Source organism: Pseudoalteromonas sp. Ld20, assembly GCF_045064175.1.
GTDB lineage: Bacteria > Pseudomonadota > Gammaproteobacteria > Enterobacterales > Alteromonadaceae > Pseudoalteromonas > Pseudoalteromonas neustonica.
The window spans coordinates 72,258-92,844 of record NZ_JBISHB010000036.1; the positions used below are offsets into that span (position 1 = coordinate 72,258).

General features: G+C 39.0%; 15 protein-coding genes and 1 tRNA gene. 12 read left to right on the plus strand and 4 right to left on the minus strand.

Going from position 1 to position 20,587, the window contains the following annotated elements:
• Positions 1–5: 5 nt before the first annotated feature.
• Complete coding sequence (locus ACJJVX_RS12960) at positions 6–1,127, minus strand: S-(hydroxymethyl)glutathione dehydrogenase/class III alcohol dehydrogenase (protein ID WP_054203606.1); 1,122 nt, start codon at positions 1,125–1,127, stop codon at positions 6–8.
• Positions 1,128–1,233: 106 nt separating this feature from the next.
• On the opposite strand from ACJJVX_RS12960, the gene ACJJVX_RS12965 reads away from it, so the two are divergent.
• The gene (locus tag ACJJVX_RS12965) at positions 1,234–2,109 is read left to right on the plus strand and encodes a LysR family transcriptional regulator (protein ID WP_170173584.1); all 876 of its coding nucleotides are present in this window, start codon (positions 1,234–1,236) and stop codon (positions 2,107–2,109) included.
• A gap of 1 nt (position 2,110) precedes the next feature.
• Here the strand turns inward: ACJJVX_RS12965 and ACJJVX_RS12970 are convergent, their stop codons facing one another.
• The gene (locus ACJJVX_RS12970; RefSeq protein ID WP_405631779.1) at positions 2,111–3,802 is read right to left on the minus strand and encodes a SulP family inorganic anion transporter; all 1,692 of its coding nucleotides are present in this window, start codon (positions 3,800–3,802) and stop codon (positions 2,111–2,113) included.
• Between the two features lie 147 nt (positions 3,803–3,949).
• On the opposite strand from ACJJVX_RS12970, the gene ACJJVX_RS12975 reads away from it, so the two are divergent.
• From ACJJVX_RS12975 to ACJJVX_RS13000, 6 genes are all read left to right on the plus strand, one after another.
• Entirely contained in the window at positions 3,950–5,167 is a 1,218-nt protein-coding gene (locus ACJJVX_RS12975; protein WP_170173583.1) for a lipoprotein-releasing ABC transporter permease subunit, read from the plus strand.
• Positions 5,160–5,858 (plus strand): lipoprotein-releasing ABC transporter ATP-binding protein LolD, encoded by a 699-nt coding sequence (gene lolD, locus ACJJVX_RS12980; RefSeq protein ID WP_054203609.1) that lies wholly within the window; start codon positions 5,160–5,162, stop codon positions 5,856–5,858. Before ACJJVX_RS12975 ends, lolD begins: the two co-directional genes overlap by 8 nt.
• Positions 5,848–7,092, plus strand: coding sequence for a lipoprotein-releasing ABC transporter permease subunit (locus ACJJVX_RS12985; RefSeq protein ID WP_405631781.1), 1,245 nt, complete (start codon positions 5,848–5,850; stop codon positions 7,090–7,092). Before lolD ends, ACJJVX_RS12985 begins: the two co-directional genes overlap by 11 nt.
• Before the next feature lie 142 nt (positions 7,093–7,234).
• Positions 7,235–7,708 (plus strand): DUF1456 family protein, encoded by a 474-nt coding sequence (locus ACJJVX_RS12990; protein WP_054203611.1) that lies wholly within the window; start codon positions 7,235–7,237, stop codon positions 7,706–7,708.
• A gap of 461 nt (positions 7,709–8,169) precedes the next feature.
• Positions 8,170–10,359: an ATP-binding protein gene (locus tag ACJJVX_RS12995; protein ID WP_405631782.1), complete on the plus strand. Its 2,190-nt coding sequence runs from the start codon at positions 8,170–8,172 to the stop codon at positions 10,357–10,359.
• Between the two features lie 317 nt (positions 10,360–10,676).
• Positions 10,677–11,207, plus strand: coding sequence for a hypothetical protein (locus tag ACJJVX_RS13000; protein WP_405631785.1), 531 nt, complete (start codon positions 10,677–10,679; stop codon positions 11,205–11,207).
• Between the two features lie 610 nt (positions 11,208–11,817).
• Here the strand turns inward: ACJJVX_RS13000 and ACJJVX_RS13005 are convergent.
• Entirely contained in the window at positions 11,818–14,637 is a 2,820-nt protein-coding gene (locus ACJJVX_RS13005) for a bifunctional aconitate hydratase 2/2-methylisocitrate dehydratase (RefSeq protein WP_169326350.1), read from the minus strand.
• A 635-nt stretch (positions 14,638–15,272) separates the two neighbouring features.
• Here ACJJVX_RS13005 and ACJJVX_RS13010 point away from each other — a divergent pair.
• From ACJJVX_RS13010 to ACJJVX_RS13030, 5 genes are all read left to right on the plus strand, one after another.
• Positions 15,273–15,821, plus strand: coding sequence for an NAD(P)H nitroreductase (locus tag ACJJVX_RS13010; protein WP_405631788.1), 549 nt, complete (start codon positions 15,273–15,275; stop codon positions 15,819–15,821).
• A gap of 200 nt (positions 15,822–16,021) precedes the next feature.
• Positions 16,022–16,399, plus strand: coding sequence for a hypothetical protein (locus tag ACJJVX_RS13015; protein WP_054203683.1), 378 nt, complete (start codon positions 16,022–16,024; stop codon positions 16,397–16,399).
• Positions 16,400–16,504: 105 nt separating this feature from the next.
• Positions 16,505–16,595, plus strand: a tRNA-Ser gene (locus tag ACJJVX_RS13020).
• 49 nt (positions 16,596–16,644) lie between these two features.
• Complete coding sequence (locus ACJJVX_RS13025; RefSeq protein ID WP_169326437.1) at positions 16,645–17,031, plus strand: hypothetical protein; 387 nt, start codon at positions 16,645–16,647, stop codon at positions 17,029–17,031.
• A gap of 104 nt (positions 17,032–17,135) precedes the next feature.
• Positions 17,136–17,753, plus strand: coding sequence for an FKBP-type peptidyl-prolyl cis-trans isomerase (locus tag ACJJVX_RS13030; RefSeq protein ID WP_054203617.1), 618 nt, complete (start codon positions 17,136–17,138; stop codon positions 17,751–17,753).
• Positions 17,754–18,130: 377 nt separating this feature from the next.
• On the opposite strand, the gene ACJJVX_RS13035 is transcribed toward ACJJVX_RS13030, so the two are convergent.
• On the minus strand, positions 18,131–20,539 hold the full coding sequence (locus tag ACJJVX_RS13035) for a TonB-dependent receptor (RefSeq protein ID WP_405631790.1): 2,409 nt from the start codon (positions 20,537–20,539) through the stop codon (positions 18,131–18,133).
• Positions 20,540–20,587 lie beyond the last annotated feature (48 nt).

Genomic DNA, 20,587 nt, shown 5'->3' on the forward strand with positions numbered 1-20,587 from the left:
TTAATTTAGTAATGAATAACAGTTCGAATGCTTTTACCTTCATGCATTAAATCAAACGCTTCATTTATGTCTTCAAGGCCCATGGTATGAGTGATAAAGTCATTTAGCGCAAACTCACCGGCCATGTAACGTTCAACAATGTCGGGCAGTTGTGAACGACCTTTTACGCCACCAAATGCGCTACCACGCCATACGCGGCCAGTGACTAGTTGGAATGGGCGAGTTGAAATTTCTTGACCTGCACCAGCAACACCAATGATCACCGACTCCCCCCAGCCTTTATGGCAGCACTCAAGGGCTGAGCGCATAACATCAACGTTACCAATGCACTCAAATGAGTAATCAACACCGCCGTCGGTCATTTCAACAATTACGTCTTGAATTGGTTTGTCATAATCTTTTGGATTGATTAAATCTGTAGCACCTAACTTGGTGGCAAGATCAAATTTACTGGTGTTGATGTCGACACCGATGATACGAGAAGCACCAGCCATTTTTGCACCAATAATGGCAGATAGACCAATCCCACCTAAACCAAATATCGCAACCGTGTCGCCAGCTTGTACTTTTGCAGTATTTGTAACTGCGCCCATGCCCGTTGTTACACCACAACCGAGTAAGCATATTTCTTCAAGCGATGCTGCTTTATTCACTTTAGCCAAAGAGATTTCAGGAAGTACGGTGTATTCAGAAAACGTAGAGCAACCCATATAATGATAGATTGGCTGACCGTCTTTATAAAAACGTGTGGTGCCATCAGGCATTAAGCCTTTACCTTGGGTTTCACGCACAGCTGAACATAAATTTGTTTTACCTGACGTGCACATTTTACACTCACCACATTCAGCAGTGTATAAAGGAATAACATGATCGCCTACCGATACACTTGTAACTCCTTCGCCAATTGCATAAACCACACCAGCGCCTTCATGGCCTAGAATAGCTGGGAAAATCCCTTCAGGATCAGCACCAGACAAAGTAAATGCATCAGTATGGCATACACCTGTTGCGGTAATTTTTACCATTACTTCGCCTTTTTTAGGCATCATTACATCCACTTCTTCAACTGACAGTGGTTGATTCGGGCCCCAAGCGATAGCTGCTTTAGATTTTATAAATTCAGACATAGTGACTCTCTTATATACAGTGCTTAAAAACAATGACGCTATTTTATTTGTTTCTCAAACAATGTTAATCTTCATTTTAATAAAACACTTTTACAGTATGGTAATAATGAGTCGTTGGTTAGGTATAGATGAGTTTATCGCAGTGGGTGAAGAGGGAAGTTTTACTCGTGCTAGCGTAGTATTAGGGGTTTCCGTTGCACATATTAGTCGACAAGTAACGCAATTAGAGCAACGCTTAAATACGCAATTGTTAACGCGTACGACGCGCAAAGTGGTACTGACCAAAGAAGGCGAAGCATTTTTACATCAAACTAAGCATTTACAACACGCAATGGACGATGCAACAGCGCTATTGGCAGAGCAACAAAGTACGCCAAAAGGTAAAATTAAACTCACAGCGCCTGTAATGTATGGCGAAACATTTGTGATGCCGGCGGTGCATACGTTTATGCAGCAGTATCCAGATTTAGAAGTGGTGATGTCACTGAGTAATGAGCAAGAAAATTTACTTGAAGGTGGGTTTGATTTAGCTATTCGCCTTGGTCATTTAAAAGACTCTAGTTTAAAAGCACGGCGTTTAAGTGCGCGTCATTTTGTGATCTGTTGTTCAAAAGCGTATTTAGAACGCTTCGGAGAGCCTCATACATTAGCGGAATTACAACAACATCAATGCTTAGTGGGTAATAGCAGTTATTGGCGAGTATGTGAACAAGGGCGTGATAAGCATATTAAAATAGCAGGGCGGTTACAGTGTAATAGTGGCTGGGCATTGGCGGACGCAGCAAAAAAAGGCCTTGGTATTGTTCAATTACCTAATTATTACATTGAAAAGGATTTAGCTGAGGGGAATTTAGTGCCTATCCTAACGAATAACCAACCAAAGCCTGAAGGTGTATGGGGCGTATACCCTCCACGGCAGTTTGTTGCGACTAATGTGAAAGCGCTGCTCGATCATTTAGTAGCAGCGCTTAGCTTAGTTTAGTTTAGTTTATAACAGTAGAGATATCCTGCTCAACACTTTGCATACTCACAAGTGCCTTATTGAGGGCTTCGCTTCGACTGATACAAAAAGCATTTGTAGGCAGCTTATCCTTTATTTGTAGTCGTTTTAGTTGTTCACTGGTATCACGATTTGGTGAGTAAATGAAAACGTCACAATTGGCATCTAACGCATCTTGAATTGCATTTTCAATGGCTAAAGACACGGTAACATCAAGCATCTGTACATCAGACAAATCAAGCACCATGGCTTCATATTCACTAATGTGACGATGTTGGCGTGCAATTGCTTTTGATACGCTAAATATCATCGGGCCTGATAAGTAGAAAAACAGCAGTTTTCCTTGAGCTCGTTCTAGAAGTTCACGCTCTTCAACGGCAAGAGGTACATCATCGTCATCGGCGTCACTAATCGCTTTTACATGTTTGGCTTGTTCTCGGCTAAGTCGTTCGATCACAATAATATTTGAAATAAATACGCCAAGACCTACCGCCACAATTAAATCGACAAATACGGTGAGCAGCATCACACCATACATAATAGCCATTTGTAAAATACTCAGTTTGTGGGCGCGTTGAATGAAGCTCCAATCAAGAATATTAAAGCCGACATACACTGCAATACCAGCAAGTACGGCCATAGGGATCGGTTCGGTTAAACTGCCAGCCACAAACACGACAGCCATTAAGATCACAGCCCGAAGGATCCCAGCCAGAGGGGATCGCGCGCCAACTTGTACATTGACTACGGTGCCCATTGTTGCACCTGCACCAGGAAGTGCGCCAAAAAAACCAGCAACCATATTAGCAATACCTTGGCCACGCAGTTCTTTGTCTGAGTCATGTTCGGTACGGGTTAAACTATCGCCAATGACGGCGGTTAATAGGGTATCGATACAACCAAGAGTACCTAATACAAGCGCATCAATAACCATTTCAGTAAAAAGATCGGCGGTAAAAGTTGGAAATACAATACTGGGTAAGCCACTTGGAATGACACCAATACGGCGAATGTCGTCGGTAGAGAAGATTAAGATAGAGACTATAGTTACCACTACAAGGGCAACAAGTTGGGCAGGCACATACTGTCGAAATTTTTGCGGTAGGTAAAATAAAATACCGAGTGTACATAACCCTAAAAATAATTCGGAGAAATGCAAATCCATAACTAAATCAGGCAGTGCGCCCAAAGTACCCAGTACGCCGCCACCTGGGGAGGAGTGACCAAGTAATGGCGCTAACTGTAAGATAATAAGTATTACCCCAATACCAGACATAAAACCTGAAATAACGCTATAGGGCATCAGCGTAATATATTTGCCAAGCTTTAAAGTGCCGAGCATTATTTGAAAAGCGCCTGCCATCATCACAACGGTAAAGCCCATTGCGAGGCCTTGCTCAGGATAACTGGCGAGCATAGTGGTTAAAACGGCGGTCATTATTACGGTCATTGGACCGGTCGGTTCAGATATTAATGAAGTAGAACCACCAAAAAGGGCGGCAAATAAACCAACGAGGATTGCGCCCCACATACCAGCTTCAGCACCAGCACCCGAGGCAACACCAAAGGCCAGCGCTAGAGGCAATGAAATAATCGCAGTAGTCACACCACCAAATAAATCACCTTTTAAATTTACGTGTTTAAATCGCTTTAAAGACAAAACGGGGTTCCTCATCTTGTAATTTGGCGTATTTTAACTTAAAAACGCATTATCAAGTATCAGATTTTTAATTATTTTTTTACACTTTTGACGATACCCAAATAAATACAGTTTATGCTAGTATGGCGGCATAATTGGCATTAGATGCGATCATAAATAATTATGTTTCAACCTGTTAGCCTGTTTATCGGGCTGAGATATAGTCGTTCCTCTAAGGGGAATGCTTTTATCTCTTTTATTTCATTTTTCTCAATTGCTGGTATTGCAATTGGTTTAATGGCGCTTTTTACCGTCAGCTCAGTGATGAATGGCTTTGAAGATAACCTAAAGAGCAATATGTTGGGATTGATCCCTCATGTAGAAATCTCATCAAGTGGGCACACTCAAACTAATATGATCCAGCTACAAAAAGACGTTGTTGTGTCTGATTTTGTTAAGCAGGCGAGCTTGTATCGTCATGGCGAAGCTATTTTACAAACAAACCGTGATTTGCACGGTGTGCTGTTACAAGGCTTGTACGATGAAAATGCATCGCTTTATAAAATCAGCGATAAAGTCATTCAGGGTAATTGGCAAGTCGTAATGGCGACGCGTTATAATATTGCTATTAGCCGTTATTTAACGCGCAAACTAGGCATTGGCTTAGGTGATAAAGTACGTGTAATTATGCCAAATGCATCAACCTACACGCCATTAGGGCGTGTGCCAAGCCAACGTTTATTTACCGTTGCAGCGATTTATGAAACTGGTTCTGAAATCGATATGGGCCTTGCATTTACAAGTGGAGAATCATTGCAACGGGTATTAAAACTCCCTGACAGCAGCGCGCCTAACTTAAGCATATCGCTAAACGACCCCTTTGAATTGGATGCATTTATTGCATCGTCAAATGCGCTTTTAAGTCAATATAAGGTGACAGACTGGCGACAATCGCAGGGCACCTTATTTGCGGCCGTCGCTATGGAAAAGCGCGTTATGTCGATGCTATTGGCGCTAATAGTATTAGTGGCTGTATTTAATATTGTTTCGGCTTTAACTATGATGGTCAGTGAAAAACAAAGTGAAGTTGCAATATTACAGACTTTAGGACTGACGCCTTCTCAAGTACAGCAAGTTTTTATGATCCAAGGCCTTTACAACGGTTTAATTGGCACAGGGATTGGCGCTGCATTCGGGTTACTATTAAGTGCATATATTAATGAAGCATTAGCTTTGATAGGTTTGAATTTATTAACAGGTATTGCTTTACCCGTAAAATTTGACGTAATGAATTTATCCCTCATTGCCATTGGTAGTATTACCATGAGCTTTTTAGCCACTTTATACCCGGCGCGTAAAGCTGCCAATGTTAGTCCTGCAGAGGTATTGCGATATGAATGATTTAGTTATTCAATGTGAGAAGTTAAGTAAAATATATCAAGATGGTGCGAGTGAAGTTGCAGTATTGAAAGGAGTGGATTTATCTCTTCAGCAGGGTGAAATGCTCGCTATTGTGGGCAGCTCAGGGTCTGGAAAAAGTACGCTTTTGCATATACTGGGTACTTTAGATGCGCAAACTAGTGGAGTGGCTAAAATTAAAGGTCAACAAGTCGCTAAACTTTCACGTGCTGAACAGGCTAAGTTTCGTAATGAGCATTTAGGTTTTATCTATCAATTTCATCATTTATTGATGGAGTTTAATGCCGTTGAAAATGTAGCGATGCCATTATTGATTAAAGGTCTTAGCGCAAAAAAGGCAAATTTAAAGGCATTGGCTATGTTAGATAAAGTCGGTTTATCGCATCGTAGTAGCCATAAACCGTCGATGTTGTCTGGCGGCGAACGTCAACGTGTAGCCATTGCTCGCGCGCTTGTAACAGAGCCCGCATTAGTATTAGCAGATGAACCAACGGGCAACTTGGACAAACAAAATGCGATTAAAATTTACGATTTGATCAAAGAACTTAATAGCAGTTTGAATACCAGTTTTGTAGTAGTGACACACGATTTAGAATTGGCTGATAAATTGGGTAAAATTGCTTATCTTGATGATGGAAAATTAGCAATCAAAGAGGCAAGTCATGTTGCTTAGTGCTTATTTGAGCAAGCGTTTTAGAGCAAGCTCAGGCGGTAAAGACGAAAAGAACGGGTTTGTTAGTTTTATTGCTAAAGCATCAACAGTCGGTATTTTACTTGGTGTTGCAGTTTTAATTATTGCGCTTTCAGTGATCAACGGATTTGAACAACAATTAGTGCATCGTCTTTTGAGTGTTGTTCCGCAAGTTGAATATGTTGCACCGAATCGTCCTATCGATAATTGGCCTGATAAAGTACAAAAGCTTACTCAGCAGCGAGATGTGGTTGGGGCCGCGCCTTTTATTAGCGTTAACGGTATGGCGCAGTACAAAAGTGAACTAAAAGCGGTTGAAGTGCGTGGCATAGATCCTACATTAGAGAGCAAAGTGTCGGCGGTTAATCAATACACGAAAGGTAAATTAGTTAGCCAGTTAGGTTTTGATGAGGTTATTTTAGGTCAACAAATCGTTAAACAGCTCGGTGTAACGCAGGGGGAGTTAATAACATTATTGATCCCGCAAGTTAACAAAACGAGTAACGACATTTTAGCACCGAAAAGAGTTACTTTGACGCTGGCTGGGATAATTGAAATGGGCGGCCCAATCGATAGCTCCGCTGCATTTATTCACCTTGAAAAAGCACAAAGGGTGTTAGGTTATGACTCACAGCAAGTCACTGGGTTGCGCTTAGCTGTAGCGGATGTTTATTATGCACATCAAATTGCGTTGCGAGTTGGCCAAACAATAGATGATTATGTGTATATTTCTAGCTGGTTTAGAACGCAGGGTAGTTTATATCAAGATATACAAATGGTTAGAACCATCGTTTATATTGTGGTGTTTTTAATTATCGCTGTCGCGAGTTTTAATATTGTCTCATCGTTAGTCATGGAAGTGCGAGAAAAACAAGCTAATATTGCTATATTAAAGACCATGGGTGCGAAAGACAGTACGATACTAGCGACCTTTATCCTTCAAGGTTTAAGCCAAGCGTTTATTGGGGTTATTTTAGGCTCTTTTATTGGTGTGATTGTCGCGTTAAATATTAGCGAGTTGTTTACTTTACTTAGTCAATTTGCTGGCAGTAACCCATTAGAAGGGGTCTATTTTATTGAATTTTTACCCAGTAAGTTAGTATGGCAAGATATTGTTGTAACGGTTATTGTTACATTTGTACTTGCGGTGTTAGCAACGATCTATCCTGCTTGGCAAGCTACCCGTGTAGACCCTGCGAAGGTACTAGGAAACTAGATCGAATACTTTAAATGGCCACATACTTTTATAAAATAATAATCAATAGTGGGATAAAGCTATCTCTGTTAGACTGTGTGGCTATTTAATAAACCAGCAACAAATTGCTTGGTTACCAATACCTTTACTCTTGGAATTTACTTTGACTAATAATGATATCTTACGCCGCATTCGCTATACCTTTGATTTATCTGATACTAAAATGATTGAGATTTTTGCCGCGGCAGATTGTCAAGTAACGAAGGAACAAGTTGTTGCGTGGTTATGTAAAGAAGGGGATGAAGGCTATATTGAGATTACTGATACTGAGTTTGCGACTTACTTAAATGGCCTTATTAATACTAAACGTGGTAAACGTGAAGGTGAGCAGCCAGTGCCTGAGAATAAGCTCAATAACAATATGATCTTAATGAAATTACGCATAGCGTTAAACATGAAAGCTGAAGACGTTATTGATGCACTCGCCGTTACTGATTTTATTCTAAGCAAGCATGAGCTAAGTGCTTTTTCTCGTAAAGCAGATAACAAACACTTCCGTGTGTGTAACGATCAAATATTACGTAACTTCTTAACAGGCGTGCAGCAAAAAATCCGCCCAGAATCTACTGGTAACTAATCAGTATTTTTAACAAGTAACCTGAATCTAGGTTACTTGTATACTCAAATTACCTTAATATGCAGGATCGGTTTTGTAACACGATGTTGGCTTAATGTAATTTAACCTGAATCTCACACCGTTTTTTACATTAACTTTTGTGATAAATCGTAGCTTTTACTCTGCCTATAAATCATAAAAGCTAATAATGCTTTTTACCTGTAAATATTCGTATATTTCTCTTTGCTCGTCTAGACTTACAACTTCATTCATCGTTAACCCATCATATGCAACTAAAGACTCGTTTGATCACCGTATTATTAATCAGCTCGCTATTGCCGCTATTAGTGGTTTTTGTTTTAGTGAGTATACAAGGCACTGAGCAAGCAGAACGTTTAAGTATCGTTGCAGCCCAAGCAAAAGTAAGTAACGCCGCAGGGATATTTGATCGATATTTTATCGAAAGAAAAGCTGAAATATCAATGTTAGCAAAAGATTCACGAATAAAGTCTATGCAATTTGTCAACATGCGCGATTATTTGATCAGTGAAAAAAAACAAGGTAGTGGCTCCTATGAAAAATTCATTGTAGGTGAAATTGATGGCAGTTTTTACAACACTGAAGGGGGAAATAGTTTTCAAAATCTAAAACGTACTTTTGATGATTCAATCGCGAACTCCAAACCTCGTTCAATTAAAAAAAGAGACTACTGGTTGACGACCGTTGGTGAAAATACAGCTAATGATCCTGTTATTTTTGTATCAGAACCCATGATCTCCTATACAACGGGAGTAAGACAAATTGTAATAAGCTCATCAATTTTAAATGACGAGAAACAAGTTGTTGGCTTGATCGGTGGCAGTATTGGTTGGAACGAAATCGAGCGTTTGATACAAGCAGTTCAAACACAGGTTATGAATTCTTTTGATGATGGCGTACGTTTTATGCTTGTATCAAATAGCGGTATTTATATGTACCACTGGGAAGCTGATAAAATAATTCAACTTTTGAAAAAAAATGAGCGCTGGGTCTTAAATAATATTGGTGAAAAGGTCAGTGTTAAGTTAAGGGTTACACAAGAGCCAAACGAAGAGATGAACCATATTGGGGTTCGTATGGTGGCTGGACATTCAGGGTTTGCAGAAATATTTAATAGTAAAACTGAAGAAAAAGAGCATATTTTCTTCTCGCCAATATCTTCAGCTGGTTATAGCATTGCTGTAGTGATCCCAAATAAACTTATATTTTCCAGAATAAAAGAGTTACAAAAAACTCTCTGGATAATTTTTTCTATTGTTTTCGTGGCAGCCTTATTTATAGCCATTCGCTTATCTGTTCGTCTGTATGCGCCAATTCATAACTTAACTCAGGCTTCACATGCTTTATCTTTAGGTGACTATAGCGTGAAGATCGCCTCATCAGGTAAAGATGAACTCGGTGAACTATCACGTGTTTTTATTAGCATGCGTGATGAGCTTTCAATGAGAGAAGGACAACTTGAAAAACGCGTAGAAGAACGTACAAAAGCATTTGAAATTGCAACGGAAAAAGCCAGTGATGCGTTAACAGCCAAAAGTCGCTTTTTAGCCAATATGAGTCATGAAATCAGAACGCCTCTCAATGGTGTTTTAGGTACTTTGCAGTTATTACAAACAGCTCCTGGACTGAAAGAAGATGAGGTGCTGTTAGTAAATACAGGGGTAACTTCAGCAACACATTTATTGTCGCTAATTAATGACATACTGGATATTTCTAAATTAGAGCAAGGAAAATTAAAAGCCGATAATTCAGTGTTTACATTACAACAGTTACAAGATGAAGTTTTCGCAATAGTTCAGCCCTTAGCTATAAAAAAGTCAATTATTATACAATGGCATAGCGATAACCACACACTTAGTGTTTACTCAGATAAAACACGCTTGAAACAGATATTGGTAAATTTAATCGGTAATAGTATTAAATTCTCACAATTTGGAAATGTGAATGTGACGATTAATACACAAAAAGAAGGTGCTGATTTAACATTGCAGTGTGTAGTGAAAGATAGTGGGATCGGGATTAAAGACGATCAACTCGCTGATATTTTTGAGCCATTTAGTCAAGCTGATAATAGTACAACACGTGTTTATGGTGGTTCAGGGTTAGGTTTAAGTTTATGTAAAGAGCTTGTAGAAATGCTTGGCGGTAAAATTACGATTCATTCAGAATTTGGTAAGGGAACTGAGGTCATTTTTAGTATTTTAACCGTTGAAAAAAATGAAAACAAAATTGAGAACACAGATCCAATGCTGGATTTTTCAAATGTGTCAGCCACAGTACTCGTTGTAGAAGATAATATGGTCAATCAATTGGTGATCAAAGCAATGCTTCTAAAGTTAAATCTAGATGTAGTAATAGCAAATGATGGCTTAATCGCTTTAGATATTCTACAGCAGCAAGATTTTGATATTGTTTTGATGGATATGCATATGCCTAATCTTGATGGAGTAAGTGCAACAAAAATTATCCGTGAAAATAAAAAATGGAAAAATCTTCCTATCATTGCGATAACGGCGAATGTAATGCAAGAAGATGTCAACGCATGTTTTCAAGCTGGAATGGATGATTACTTAAGTAAACCAATTGAGTTTAATTTACTCGCTTCATTATTATCACGCTGGTTGAAAACTTAGTTTTTAGTTCAGTTCCCGCCAGTCATTACATTGGTTTGATCACCATAGAAGCTTCTGAACCTTATTTCTCGTAACGAAGGTAAAGAGTGCGATTCACAAGCATAGCGATTAGGTCGATAAAATTTCACGAGACTCACTCAAACAAGATATTGATTGTATCAAAATAGGAACTCAGCTATGGTCTGTGTATAACCGAATTAATCTAAATGGGTAATCCATAAATTTATTCAGCATGGATGAGTAAATGTTTAAAGTCAGTTAAGAGACTAATACTTGTAGATACTTAACTTTCAAAAATAATGCGTAAAGGACAATAAATGATTAAGTATATTTTAATACTAGCAGCTGCATTTGGTGCTTATAAATTTTTCTTCTCTTCTGAAGGGCTAATTAAATCAAATATGAGTGAGATCCACTCAAGTGAATATAAGTTTAAGATTACATTTCCTGACAAGCCAAGAGAAAAATCTGAAATCATTGATCTCCCTAATTACGGAAAATTCAAAACAGTGAGTTATTTTGTGCGTAAGCCTGAACTTGTTTGCGGTATTGTAATATCTGATTACTTAGATGCAGATGAAGTGACAGGGGATATTTATGACCAAATAGATGTTGCCAAAAGAAATCTGCTCAACAGATATGGCAGTAGCATCAATAGTGAAGAGTTTATCTCTGTTGGGGGGGTAAGTGGCTATCAATTCGATGTGACGACAAAAGATAGTAAGTTGTTGAGAATGCAAATTTTTAAGTATATGAGTAATTCATACAACCTTAGTTGTCAGTACGAAAACTCGGATGATCATAAGGGGCAAATGAATGAGTTTATGGACTCATTTGAACTAATTTAATTTATCTTACTGACATAAATTATTTAAAAATATAGCCACTTAACAGAGTAAAGTATAAATATACTAACAATGATTTTTGGTGTTTTTCAGCTTAATTATCATACATTACTTAATGCAGCGATTACGGAGGTCGCTTTGCTGTTTTAGCGGTAGGTTTCATCGGGCATGGTATATTTATACCCAAGCTACCTCAATATGAAGAATATTATTTTTCTTTAACCCTTTAACTCTTTTACGAGAACTTTGCTACAACAGTACGTGATTTTCTACTATATTTTCAGCACTATTTACTTCATTAGCGGCATATTCAACATTAAGAGAATGATATGCTTGAGCACCTTTACGGAACAAATGTTCAAGAAGCAAATTAGTAAAAAACTGAGGACAGAGAGATAAAGTACTTTGATATACCAAAGACCGTCCATAATTATGCGTTTAATTGCTTCATCTAGGGAAATTTCTTATTTCTCATTTTTTGGAGGGGGTTATAAACTTAAATAGAAATTTATGAATTTGCTCTGTGCAATGTCTGGTAAATGATATTTCTTATCGATTGCTCGTAATATTAAAAAAGCGCGTTTAAAACGCGCTTTTTAATTACTAAACTAAATTAGCTAGCGTCAACTACTTTGACAGGCACAGATTTTTCAGCACTGAATTTAGTGATCATTGCTTCTTCAACCGGTGTGAACGATGTTAGGTCAATGCCTTCAACCGCAGACTTATATTCTTCGATTGTAGGGAAACGGCCTAATACGCTTGCAAGTACTACAAGTGGTGTAGAACCAAGCAGTGATTCACCTTTTTTATCTGATGTATCAGCTACAACACGACCTTGAAACAGACGTGTTGATGTGGCGATTACAGTGTCACCAGGTTCAGCTTTTTCTTGGTTACCCATGCATAAGTTACAGCCTGGGCGTTCTAAGTATAAGATATTTTCATACTTAGTACGTGCCGCAGTTTTTGGTTTCGCATCGTCAAATTCAAAACCAGCGTACTTAGCCAAGATTGCCCAATCGCCTTCAGCTTTTAGCTCATCAACGATGTTGTATGTTGGTGGTGCAACAACTAATGGTGCATTAAAGACGATTGAACCGTTTTTCTTTTCAAGGTTGCGTAACATGTGAGCGATGATTTTCATATCGCCTTTATGAACCATACACGAACCAACAAACGCCAAATCAACTGGCTTGTCAGTGTAGTATGAAACAGGGCGAATAACGTCATGAGTATAACGCTTAGATACATCGTCGTTGTTTACGTCTGGATCGGCAATCATTGGCTCAACGATTTCATTAAGATCAACCACTACTTCAGCGTAGTATTTAGCTACATCATCAGGTGCAAGCGCAGGGTTTGTGCCGCTGTTGATCTCTTCGATACGTGTGTTAGCTAAGTCGATAAGACCTTGAAGTGTCTGTGCTTTATTATCCATACCTTTGTTGATCATGATTTGGATACGGCTCTTAGCCAACTCAATAGACTTGATCAACGTTTCGTCGTTAGAAATACAGATTGATGCTTTCGCTTTCATTTCTGCAGTCCAATCCGTGAAAGTAAACGCTTGGTCAGCCATTAGAGTACCAATGTGTACTTCAATAACACGGCCTTGGAATACGTTTTCACCGCCAAATTGCTTAAGCATTTGCGCTTGAGTTGCGTGAACAACGTCACGGAAATCCATGTGCTTAGCCATGCTGCCTTTAAAGGTTACTTTAACAGACTCTGGAATTGGCATTGCCGCTTCACCCGTTGCAAGTGCTAATGCCACAGTACCTGAATCAGCACCAAACGCTACGCCTTTAGACATACGGGTATGTGAGTCACCACCAATGATAATAGCGCGGTCATCAATTGTGATGTCGTTTAATACTTTGTGGATTACGTCAGTCATTGCATGATAAACGCCTTGCGGATCACGAGCTGTGATCAGGCCAAATTTATTCATGAACGCCATTAATTTAGGAATATTTGCTTGCGCTTTGCTATCCCATACTGATGCTGTATGACAACCTGATTGATATGCACCGTCGAGAATAGGAGAAATAACAGAGGCTGCCATTGCTTCTAGTTCTTGCGCCGTCATTGGGCCAGTTGTATCTTGTGAACCAACAATGTTTACATTAACACGTACATCAGAACCCGCGTGTAGCGGTGAGTCAGACAATACGCCTACGGCATTACGGTTGAAGATTTTTTCAACGGCTGTTAAGCCTTGACCTTCATGCGATATTTCTTTAGCAGGTGCATATACAAGCGGTATATCAATACCTAAAGTTTCTGCTGCAAATGTTTGTAGTTTTTTACCAAATACCACGGCATAAGAGCCGCCAGCTTTCATAAATTCAATTTTTTGAGCACTGAATGCAGAAGACACATCAGCAAGCTCTTTATCGCCGTTGTATAATTTCTTCTCTTTGGTATTAATCGTTAAAACTGTACCAGTAGCAACAGAATACGCTTCTTCAAGAACTGCGTCGCCGTTAGCATCTGTTACTGTGTTACCGTTAGCATCTACCTTCTTAACCCAGTTTTTAAGGTCAAGACCGATACCACCAGTTACATCAACGGTTGTTAGGAAGATTGGTGAAATACCGTTAGTTCCCGCAACCACTGGTGCAATGTTGATGAACGGAACGTATGGACTTGCTTGTTTACCCGCCCAAAGTGCGACGTTATTAACGCCAGACATACGTGATGAACCCACGCCCATGGTGCCTTTTTCAGCAATTAGCATTACTTTTGCATTTGGGTGTTTTTTCTGTAACTCACCGATTTCTTGCTGTGCTTCTGGTGTGATCATGCATTTGCCGTGTAATTCACGGTCGGCACGTGAGTGCGCTTGATTACCAGGAGATAATAAATCAGTTGAAATATCACCTTCACCAGCGATGTAGGTTACAACATCGATTTTTTCTGCAATTTCTGGCAGCTTAGTGAAAAATTCAGCTTGTGCGTAGCTTTCTAATAACTCTTTAGCAACAGGGTGGCCTGCTTTATATGCTGCTTCTAAGCGAGCAGTATCTGCATCGTATAAGAACACTTGTGTTTTAAGTACGTCAGTCGCTTGTGCAGCAATTTCTGCGTTATCAGCAAATGCTAGATCAAGTAGCATTTCAATTGAAGGGCCGCCTTTCATATGTGAAAGAAGCTCAAAAGCATATTCAGTAGTGATTTCTGTTACAGCTTCGTCACCAAGAATAATTTCTTTTAAAAACTGTGCTTTAACGCCCGCAGCACTCGTTGTTCCTGGTAATGTATTATAGATAAAGAAATGCAGAGAATCTTCACGATGCTCGTTGTTCGTATCTTTTATTTGAGTGATGATTTCAGATAGTAGCTCTGCACTATCAATTGGTTTTGGGTTTAATCCAAGTTCCGTTTTACGGGTTTGGATTTCTTCCATATATTTTGTATACAAACTCATAGAAAACTCTCGGTATTTTACTTGATATGAAGTTAAGCATTTTAACTGATTTACAGTGACTAGTAATGCCCAAATGAAAAAAGCTTTGTGCCCAACTATAATTATAGCTGGTTTTACGTTGACGGTATCTATACACAAGGTAGGATTTTATCGTACTTGCACCATAATTTGTATATATGAAATGAATATTCACTATCAATCTTGTGAATGTATGATGGTTGTAGCGCATACTCGTCTAACTGTAAAAATTAAACAATGGAGGATTTTTGTTGTTCAATGTCTTCTGAACAGTTGATGCATAATGTACGTATGTGTTTAAACATCTAAATAATGATTATTTCAGCTAAAATAGGATAAAAGCTGTGATTTACGAGTTCGGAAGTTTCAGGTTAGTGCAATCATATATGAGATAAGAAGTTCTATTATGTCTCCTGATTAAATTTATATCGCTCTCGGCTTTTTTCATCAGCGATCCAGACTGTAATATCATTGAGTTTAATCAACCAGTAAGTGTTCAGATGTCGCTTTGTGTCATTTTATTTTATCAACGAAGTATCTCAAAGTATTGGCTCAGATCACTTTCTCAGCGTTCACTATCAATGGTATGCTCTTTTCTTTTAAATAAGAGATTTGCTATGGATGCTATTGAACTTTTATTAACCCGCCAATCAGATCCTCGATTGATTGCCCCAGGCCCTAATGATGATCAACTTAGTATTATTAAACAGGCGGCGCTGCGAGTGCCAGATCATGGCTGTATTGCACCATGGCAATTTATTGTTGTTGAGGGGGAAGGGCGTGAACGTTTGGGTGAGATCTATCATCAAAGTGCCATTACAGAGCAACAAGATGAAAAAGTGATTAATCGTGCGAAAGAATTACCGCTGCGTGCCCCGATGATTATTATCGCTATTGCAAAATACCAAGCTCACCCAAAAGTTCCACGCGTAGAGCAAGTTCAAAGTGCTGGGTGTGCGGTGTTAGCTATGCAACAAGCAGCTTTCGCTCAAGGTTTAGGTGGTGTGTGGCGCACGGGTTATTTTGCACAGAGTGATGCAGTTAAAGGTGCTTTAAGCTTAACTCGTGAAGATGAAATTGTCGGGTATCTTTATTTAGGGACACCAGCAGTTGATTGTAAAAAATCTGTCCGTCATAGCCCTGAACACTTTTTTACAAATTTATAATCATTTTCACAAATGAATGAACTTTTCTCTAAAAATCTGGTCACATCATATTAAGTTTAAACGTGTTACTCTGCTTTAGCTGTAAGAAGTGCATGGATGCATTAATTGAACTATTTCTTCTGCAGTATGTTTTTTAATCTGTTGTTTTTTGTTAGTGTATGGATAGTCTTATAAAAATAACGATAAAGAAGACGAGAATGATGGGAAATTTATTTCTACGTGAAAAAGAGAAATGGTTAACGTGGTCCTTATGGGGCTTGGTTGGCGCAGCGCTGACTCTTTATATCGCAATGAGTACAAAAACACCGTATTTAGTGGCCTTTTCAGCGATGAGTATTCTTGTTTTACTGACTTGGTGGATGCAACGCAGTAAACGATTTGATTTTGGTCGAGCATTTAAAGTGTGTTTGTACGTAGTGATGTTAAGTGTATTACCGGCCTTTATTTTGGTGATTATGCCAAGCGGTGACCTAAACAGATTTGATTTGATATTCCAAGTTATTAGCTTTGTTAGCTTAAGTTTATTAGCGTGTTCATTATGCTCACTAATTGCTCGTCGACCTAAGCAATATTATTGAACTGTCTTAAAATGAGTTAAAAAACCTATAATATCAATTATTTTAGGTTTTTTGCATTTTAGGGGTTTACAAAAAGAGTCATTCCCACTATTATCCGCGCCGTACGGAGAGATGGCAGAGTGGTCGAATGCACCGGTCTTGAAAACCGGCATGGGTTTATAGCCCATCTAGGGTTCAAATCCCTATCTCTCCACCATATTTAAAAAGCCGCCTTATGGGCGGCTTTTTGCTATCTGGAGTTTATGATGTCTCAACAAAACCAATTAAACACGGTGCAACGGGTGGTCAAACATGTCCTGTTATGGACTGTATTTGCTTATTGCTATCACAGTGCCATCAACTTGCTCGTCAAAATGGCTATTGATGCCCAACCTGATGCTGTTTTACTTACGTCGTTTGTTTATTGTTTAGGTTTCAATATTCTCAGTGGACATTTGATCACAAAATATGACAAACATTGGCCTGTGATTGGTGCATTTTTTATTGGGGTCGTTGGTGTTGTTGTAGTACCTGCGGTATTAGTTGGTACGCATGCATTATTGAGTAGACCATTGCTTGCTGGTATTTTAATCAGCCTGCCAGTATTTACTTTTGCAATGGGCCTAATTAAGCAAAAACTCAATAAAAACTAAGCTTAAAGAAGCCCAAAAGGGCTTTTTTTTATGATAGCATAGACGCGTCTTTTAACTGATACCAGCGCATGATAGGTTGGTATAAACAAAACGTGAAACACATTATGTCAGATAATTTTACTACAGATGCTGAAAAAGCAAGTTACGGTATTGGCTTACAAATGGGTGAGCAACTTAAAGCTAATCCATTCGAAGGTTTAAACTTAAATTCAGTATTTGAAGGCATGAAAGATGCGTATGCTGGTAGCGACTTCCAAGTCGAGATCCCTGAGATCCAAGCTGCATTCGAAAAAATCAATACAGAAATTCAAGCACGTCGTGAAGAAGAGTCAAAAGTACTCTCTGCTGAAGGCATTTCATTTTTAGAAGAAAATGCAAAACGTTCTGAAATCACAGTAACTGAGTCTGGTTTACAGTATGAAGTATTAACTGCTGGTGAAGGCGCTAAGCCAACGGCAGAATCAACTGTACGTACTCATTACCATGGTACATTAATCAACGGTACTGTTTTTGATAGCTCTTATGAGCGTGGTCAACCTGCTGAGTTCCCTGTAGGTGGCGTGATCAAAGGTTGGACTGAAGCATTACAAATGATGGGCACTGGCTCAAAATGGCGTTTATATGTTCCTCATGAGCTTGCTTATGGTGAACGTGGTGCTGGCGCTGCAATTGCTCCTTTCTCAACGCTTATTTTTGATGTTGAGTTAATCGAAATTCTTTAATTAGACATTTTGATATTAAAAAGCCGCGCTAATATTTATTAGCGCGGCTTTTTGTTGTTACAAAGTAATATTATACTAATCTGCATAAACATTTGAACAATTTAACGAAGTAAATCACGCTATAACGGCGTTAAAAATTTTTAATTTAGAACCACTGGATATAAAAATTTTTGCTTAGGAAGAACCCTTTGGGCAGCGCATGTTTGGCATTTATACTGCGTTATCGCCTATTTATGGGGAACAACCCACACCATAGGCGCTGCCTTGCCTAAATGCCAAACATACTGCTGCAAAATTAATCACAAAAGGTCAACACGTCCTCGTTATAACGCAATTTACTTGTCATTAAATAGACCCCATATCGACCCAGATTGGTATTAAAAGTAACCACGTACACCAATTCTAAAATTACGACCAGGTAGAGGGGCTTTATCCTTGATAAAAGAGCTGTGAACAAAGCCTAATTCATCTGTAATATTATCTATATTGATATAAAATTGTGTATCAACAGGGCCAACGGTTAATTGGTAATTTGCTTGTGCATCAAATAATGTATAGCTATCAGTTGCAGTTTCATAAGCGGTAATGTCATTTTGTTCAAAATAATGTGTGCCGGTTAAGCTAAACTGCCAATCATTAAGATTATATTGTAACTCAGAGCCTAACTTGTTCGCAGGTATACGCGGTAAGTTATTATCGTCAGAAGATAGCTTGGCCGTTGTAGAATCACCAAAAAGCTTGATCATCGCATTTGAATTTATTTTGTAATGCGCATCAAATTCTAGACCATATAATTGTGCATCTTTGCTTACAAATTGATATACAGTCATGTCACCTTCGTGACCTTCTTCTGCAGCTTCTAAACCATGCTCTTCATCGAAGACTAGACCCGTATTTTGCTGATAATAGAAATTTTCAATATCGTTATAAAAAAAGTTAACGGTATAACCAAAATCACCACTAAAGCGTCTAAAACTTAAATCAATATTAGTTGATGTTTCTTGCTTTATATCCTCTGGCTCAAAGTGAATCTCACCTTCTTCAATTTCATAGCCTAGGCCAAGTTCATAGGTGCCGGTGGCAATATGAACACCATTTGAAAGTAATTCAGCAGAAAGCGGTGCTCGTTCAGAATGAGATAAGCTTAGTGCGATACTTTGTCCTGGCGTATACTGCCAAATACCACCTGCAGAGACGCTTAAATTAGTGAAACTTTTACTGTATAGCTGTGTTTGTGCGTTTGACTCATCATGGTCATGGTCATGGTCATGGTCATGGTCATGGTCATGGTCATGGTCATGGTCTGCGATTGCGCTATCAATAGTGTAATCTTCTAAGCGTGCACCAAACTCAATAGTAACATCACCAATTTGCTGCTCTTCTAAAATAAAGATTGCATGACTGGTTGTTTTACTGGCTGGAGTAAATGCTTCTTCGCCATTAGCGTCATAGTCAGAATCGCTAAAGTGATAACCTACCATACCGTGCCAATTAGCAAACTTATGCTCAATGTTTAATCGTGCTTCTGTAGTTTCGTTACTAAAAATAGTACCAATAGCACCATCTTCAATTTCAGCATGACGATAGTCAGTATAACCAACACGTAAGTTAATCGTTTCTATCCAATTATTATGCAACGCATAGCTCATAAGACCTTGCCAGCGATCTTGCTCTACACGTGCATAAACTGGCGTTTCTTCACCATCTTCGTGGTCATGGCCGAGCTCATGATCGTGTTCGTGTTCATGGTGTTCATGTGCAGGGATACCGTAGTCAGTATCAATACGTCCGTAAGCCAAACCAAGAGTAAAATGTTCACCCACATAACTGGTACCAAAATTAACGGTTTGACTATCAATAAATGTGTTTTCTACAGATGTTGCGGTTTCATGTTCTTCTTCTTCATGGCCGTCATGATCTTCGTGCTCTTCTTCGGGTAAATCAAAACGCGGCGTTTGATAATCATCACCAGTACGTTTTGTACCATCAAAATGAAAATTAAAGTTGTTGTGACCTGTTTCCAGTTTTGCTGCATACGTATTAGCATTTGAAACCGTGTCATGGGTGTATTCAACAGCACCAGTTAGCTGTTCAATGTTATCAGTCGGAATTCGGTTATCAACAACATTTACCACGCCGCCGATCGCACCTGACCCATAGAGTAGGGTTGCAGGTCCACGTAAAACTTCAATTTGTTCTGCAGCTAAACTATCGTTTGAGGTCGCGTGATCAGGACCAATGCGTGACGCATCACTACTGTCTAATCCATTTTGTGTGATCTTAACGCGCGGGCCATCTAAACCACGGATAATTGGACTTGATGATACCGGACCAAAATAACTGGCATTTACGCCAGGAATTCCCTTGAGAGTTTCACCTAGGGTTGGTTTAGCTTTGTTACGTAATTCATCACCAGCAAGTACGCTCACTGGCGAAATCATTTCTAAGCTGTTTTTATGCAAAGCTGACGCATATACGACCATCGTTTCAACAGACGTTGGGGTGAGTGTAATATTTAGAGCCGAGCTAGCTTCATTTACTGCAATACGTGCATCAATGTAATTACTTTTACTTATGTGTAATTGACTATTGGCATCAACATTAATACTGAATTGACCATTGTCATCAGTTTTAATTGATTGTGTTTTCCCGTGTATATGTACATCGGCCTGACTAATTGGTTGATTATTAGTATCTAATACTTGGCCTTTGATAATGCCAGCATGAGCGGAAAATGAACTAAGGGCAGTGATTATTGCAGTGGAAATTAATGAATGTCGGATCATGGGTACTACATCGTGATGATTATGTTGTGATATAATATAACACCAACA

Excerpts from the sequence above, each read along its gene's own strand:
- ACJJVX_RS12960 (WP_054203606.1), bottom strand. The coding sequence starts at position 1,127 with ATGTCTGAATTTATAAAATCTAAAGCAGCTATCGCTTGGGGCCCGAAT.
- ACJJVX_RS12965 (WP_170173584.1), top strand. The coding sequence starts at position 1,234 with ATGAGTCGTTGGTTAGGTATAGATGAGTTTATCGCAGTGGGTGAAGAG.
- ACJJVX_RS12970 (WP_405631779.1), bottom strand. The coding sequence starts at position 3,802 with ATGAGGAACCCCGTTTTGTCTTTAAAGCGATTTAAACACGTAAATTTA.
- ACJJVX_RS12975 (WP_170173583.1), top strand. The coding sequence starts at position 3,950 with ATGTTTCAACCTGTTAGCCTGTTTATCGGGCTGAGATATAGTCGTTCC.
- lolD (WP_054203609.1), top strand. The coding sequence starts at position 5,160 with ATGAATGATTTAGTTATTCAATGTGAGAAGTTAAGTAAAATATATCAA.
- ACJJVX_RS12985 (WP_405631781.1), top strand. The coding sequence starts at position 5,848 with ATGTTGCTTAGTGCTTATTTGAGCAAGCGTTTTAGAGCAAGCTCAGGC.
- ACJJVX_RS12995 (WP_405631782.1), top strand. The coding sequence starts at position 8,170 with ATGTTAGCAAAAGATTCACGAATAAAGTCTATGCAATTTGTCAACATG.
- ACJJVX_RS13000 (WP_405631785.1), top strand. The coding sequence starts at position 10,677 with ATGATTAAGTATATTTTAATACTAGCAGCTGCATTTGGTGCTTATAAA.
- ACJJVX_RS13005 (WP_169326350.1), bottom strand. The coding sequence starts at position 14,637 with ATGAGTTTGTATACAAAATATATGGAAGAAATCCAAACCCGTAAAACG.
- ACJJVX_RS13010 (WP_405631788.1), top strand. The coding sequence starts at position 15,273 with ATGGATGCTATTGAACTTTTATTAACCCGCCAATCAGATCCTCGATTG.
- ACJJVX_RS13015 (WP_054203683.1), top strand. The coding sequence starts at position 16,022 with ATGGGAAATTTATTTCTACGTGAAAAAGAGAAATGGTTAACGTGGTCC.
- ACJJVX_RS13025 (WP_169326437.1), top strand. The coding sequence starts at position 16,645 with ATGTCTCAACAAAACCAATTAAACACGGTGCAACGGGTGGTCAAACAT.
- ACJJVX_RS13030 (WP_054203617.1), top strand. The coding sequence starts at position 17,136 with ATGTCAGATAATTTTACTACAGATGCTGAAAAAGCAAGTTACGGTATT.
- ACJJVX_RS13035 (WP_405631790.1), bottom strand. The coding sequence starts at position 20,539 with ATGATCCGACATTCATTAATTTCCACTGCAATAATCACTGCCCTTAGT.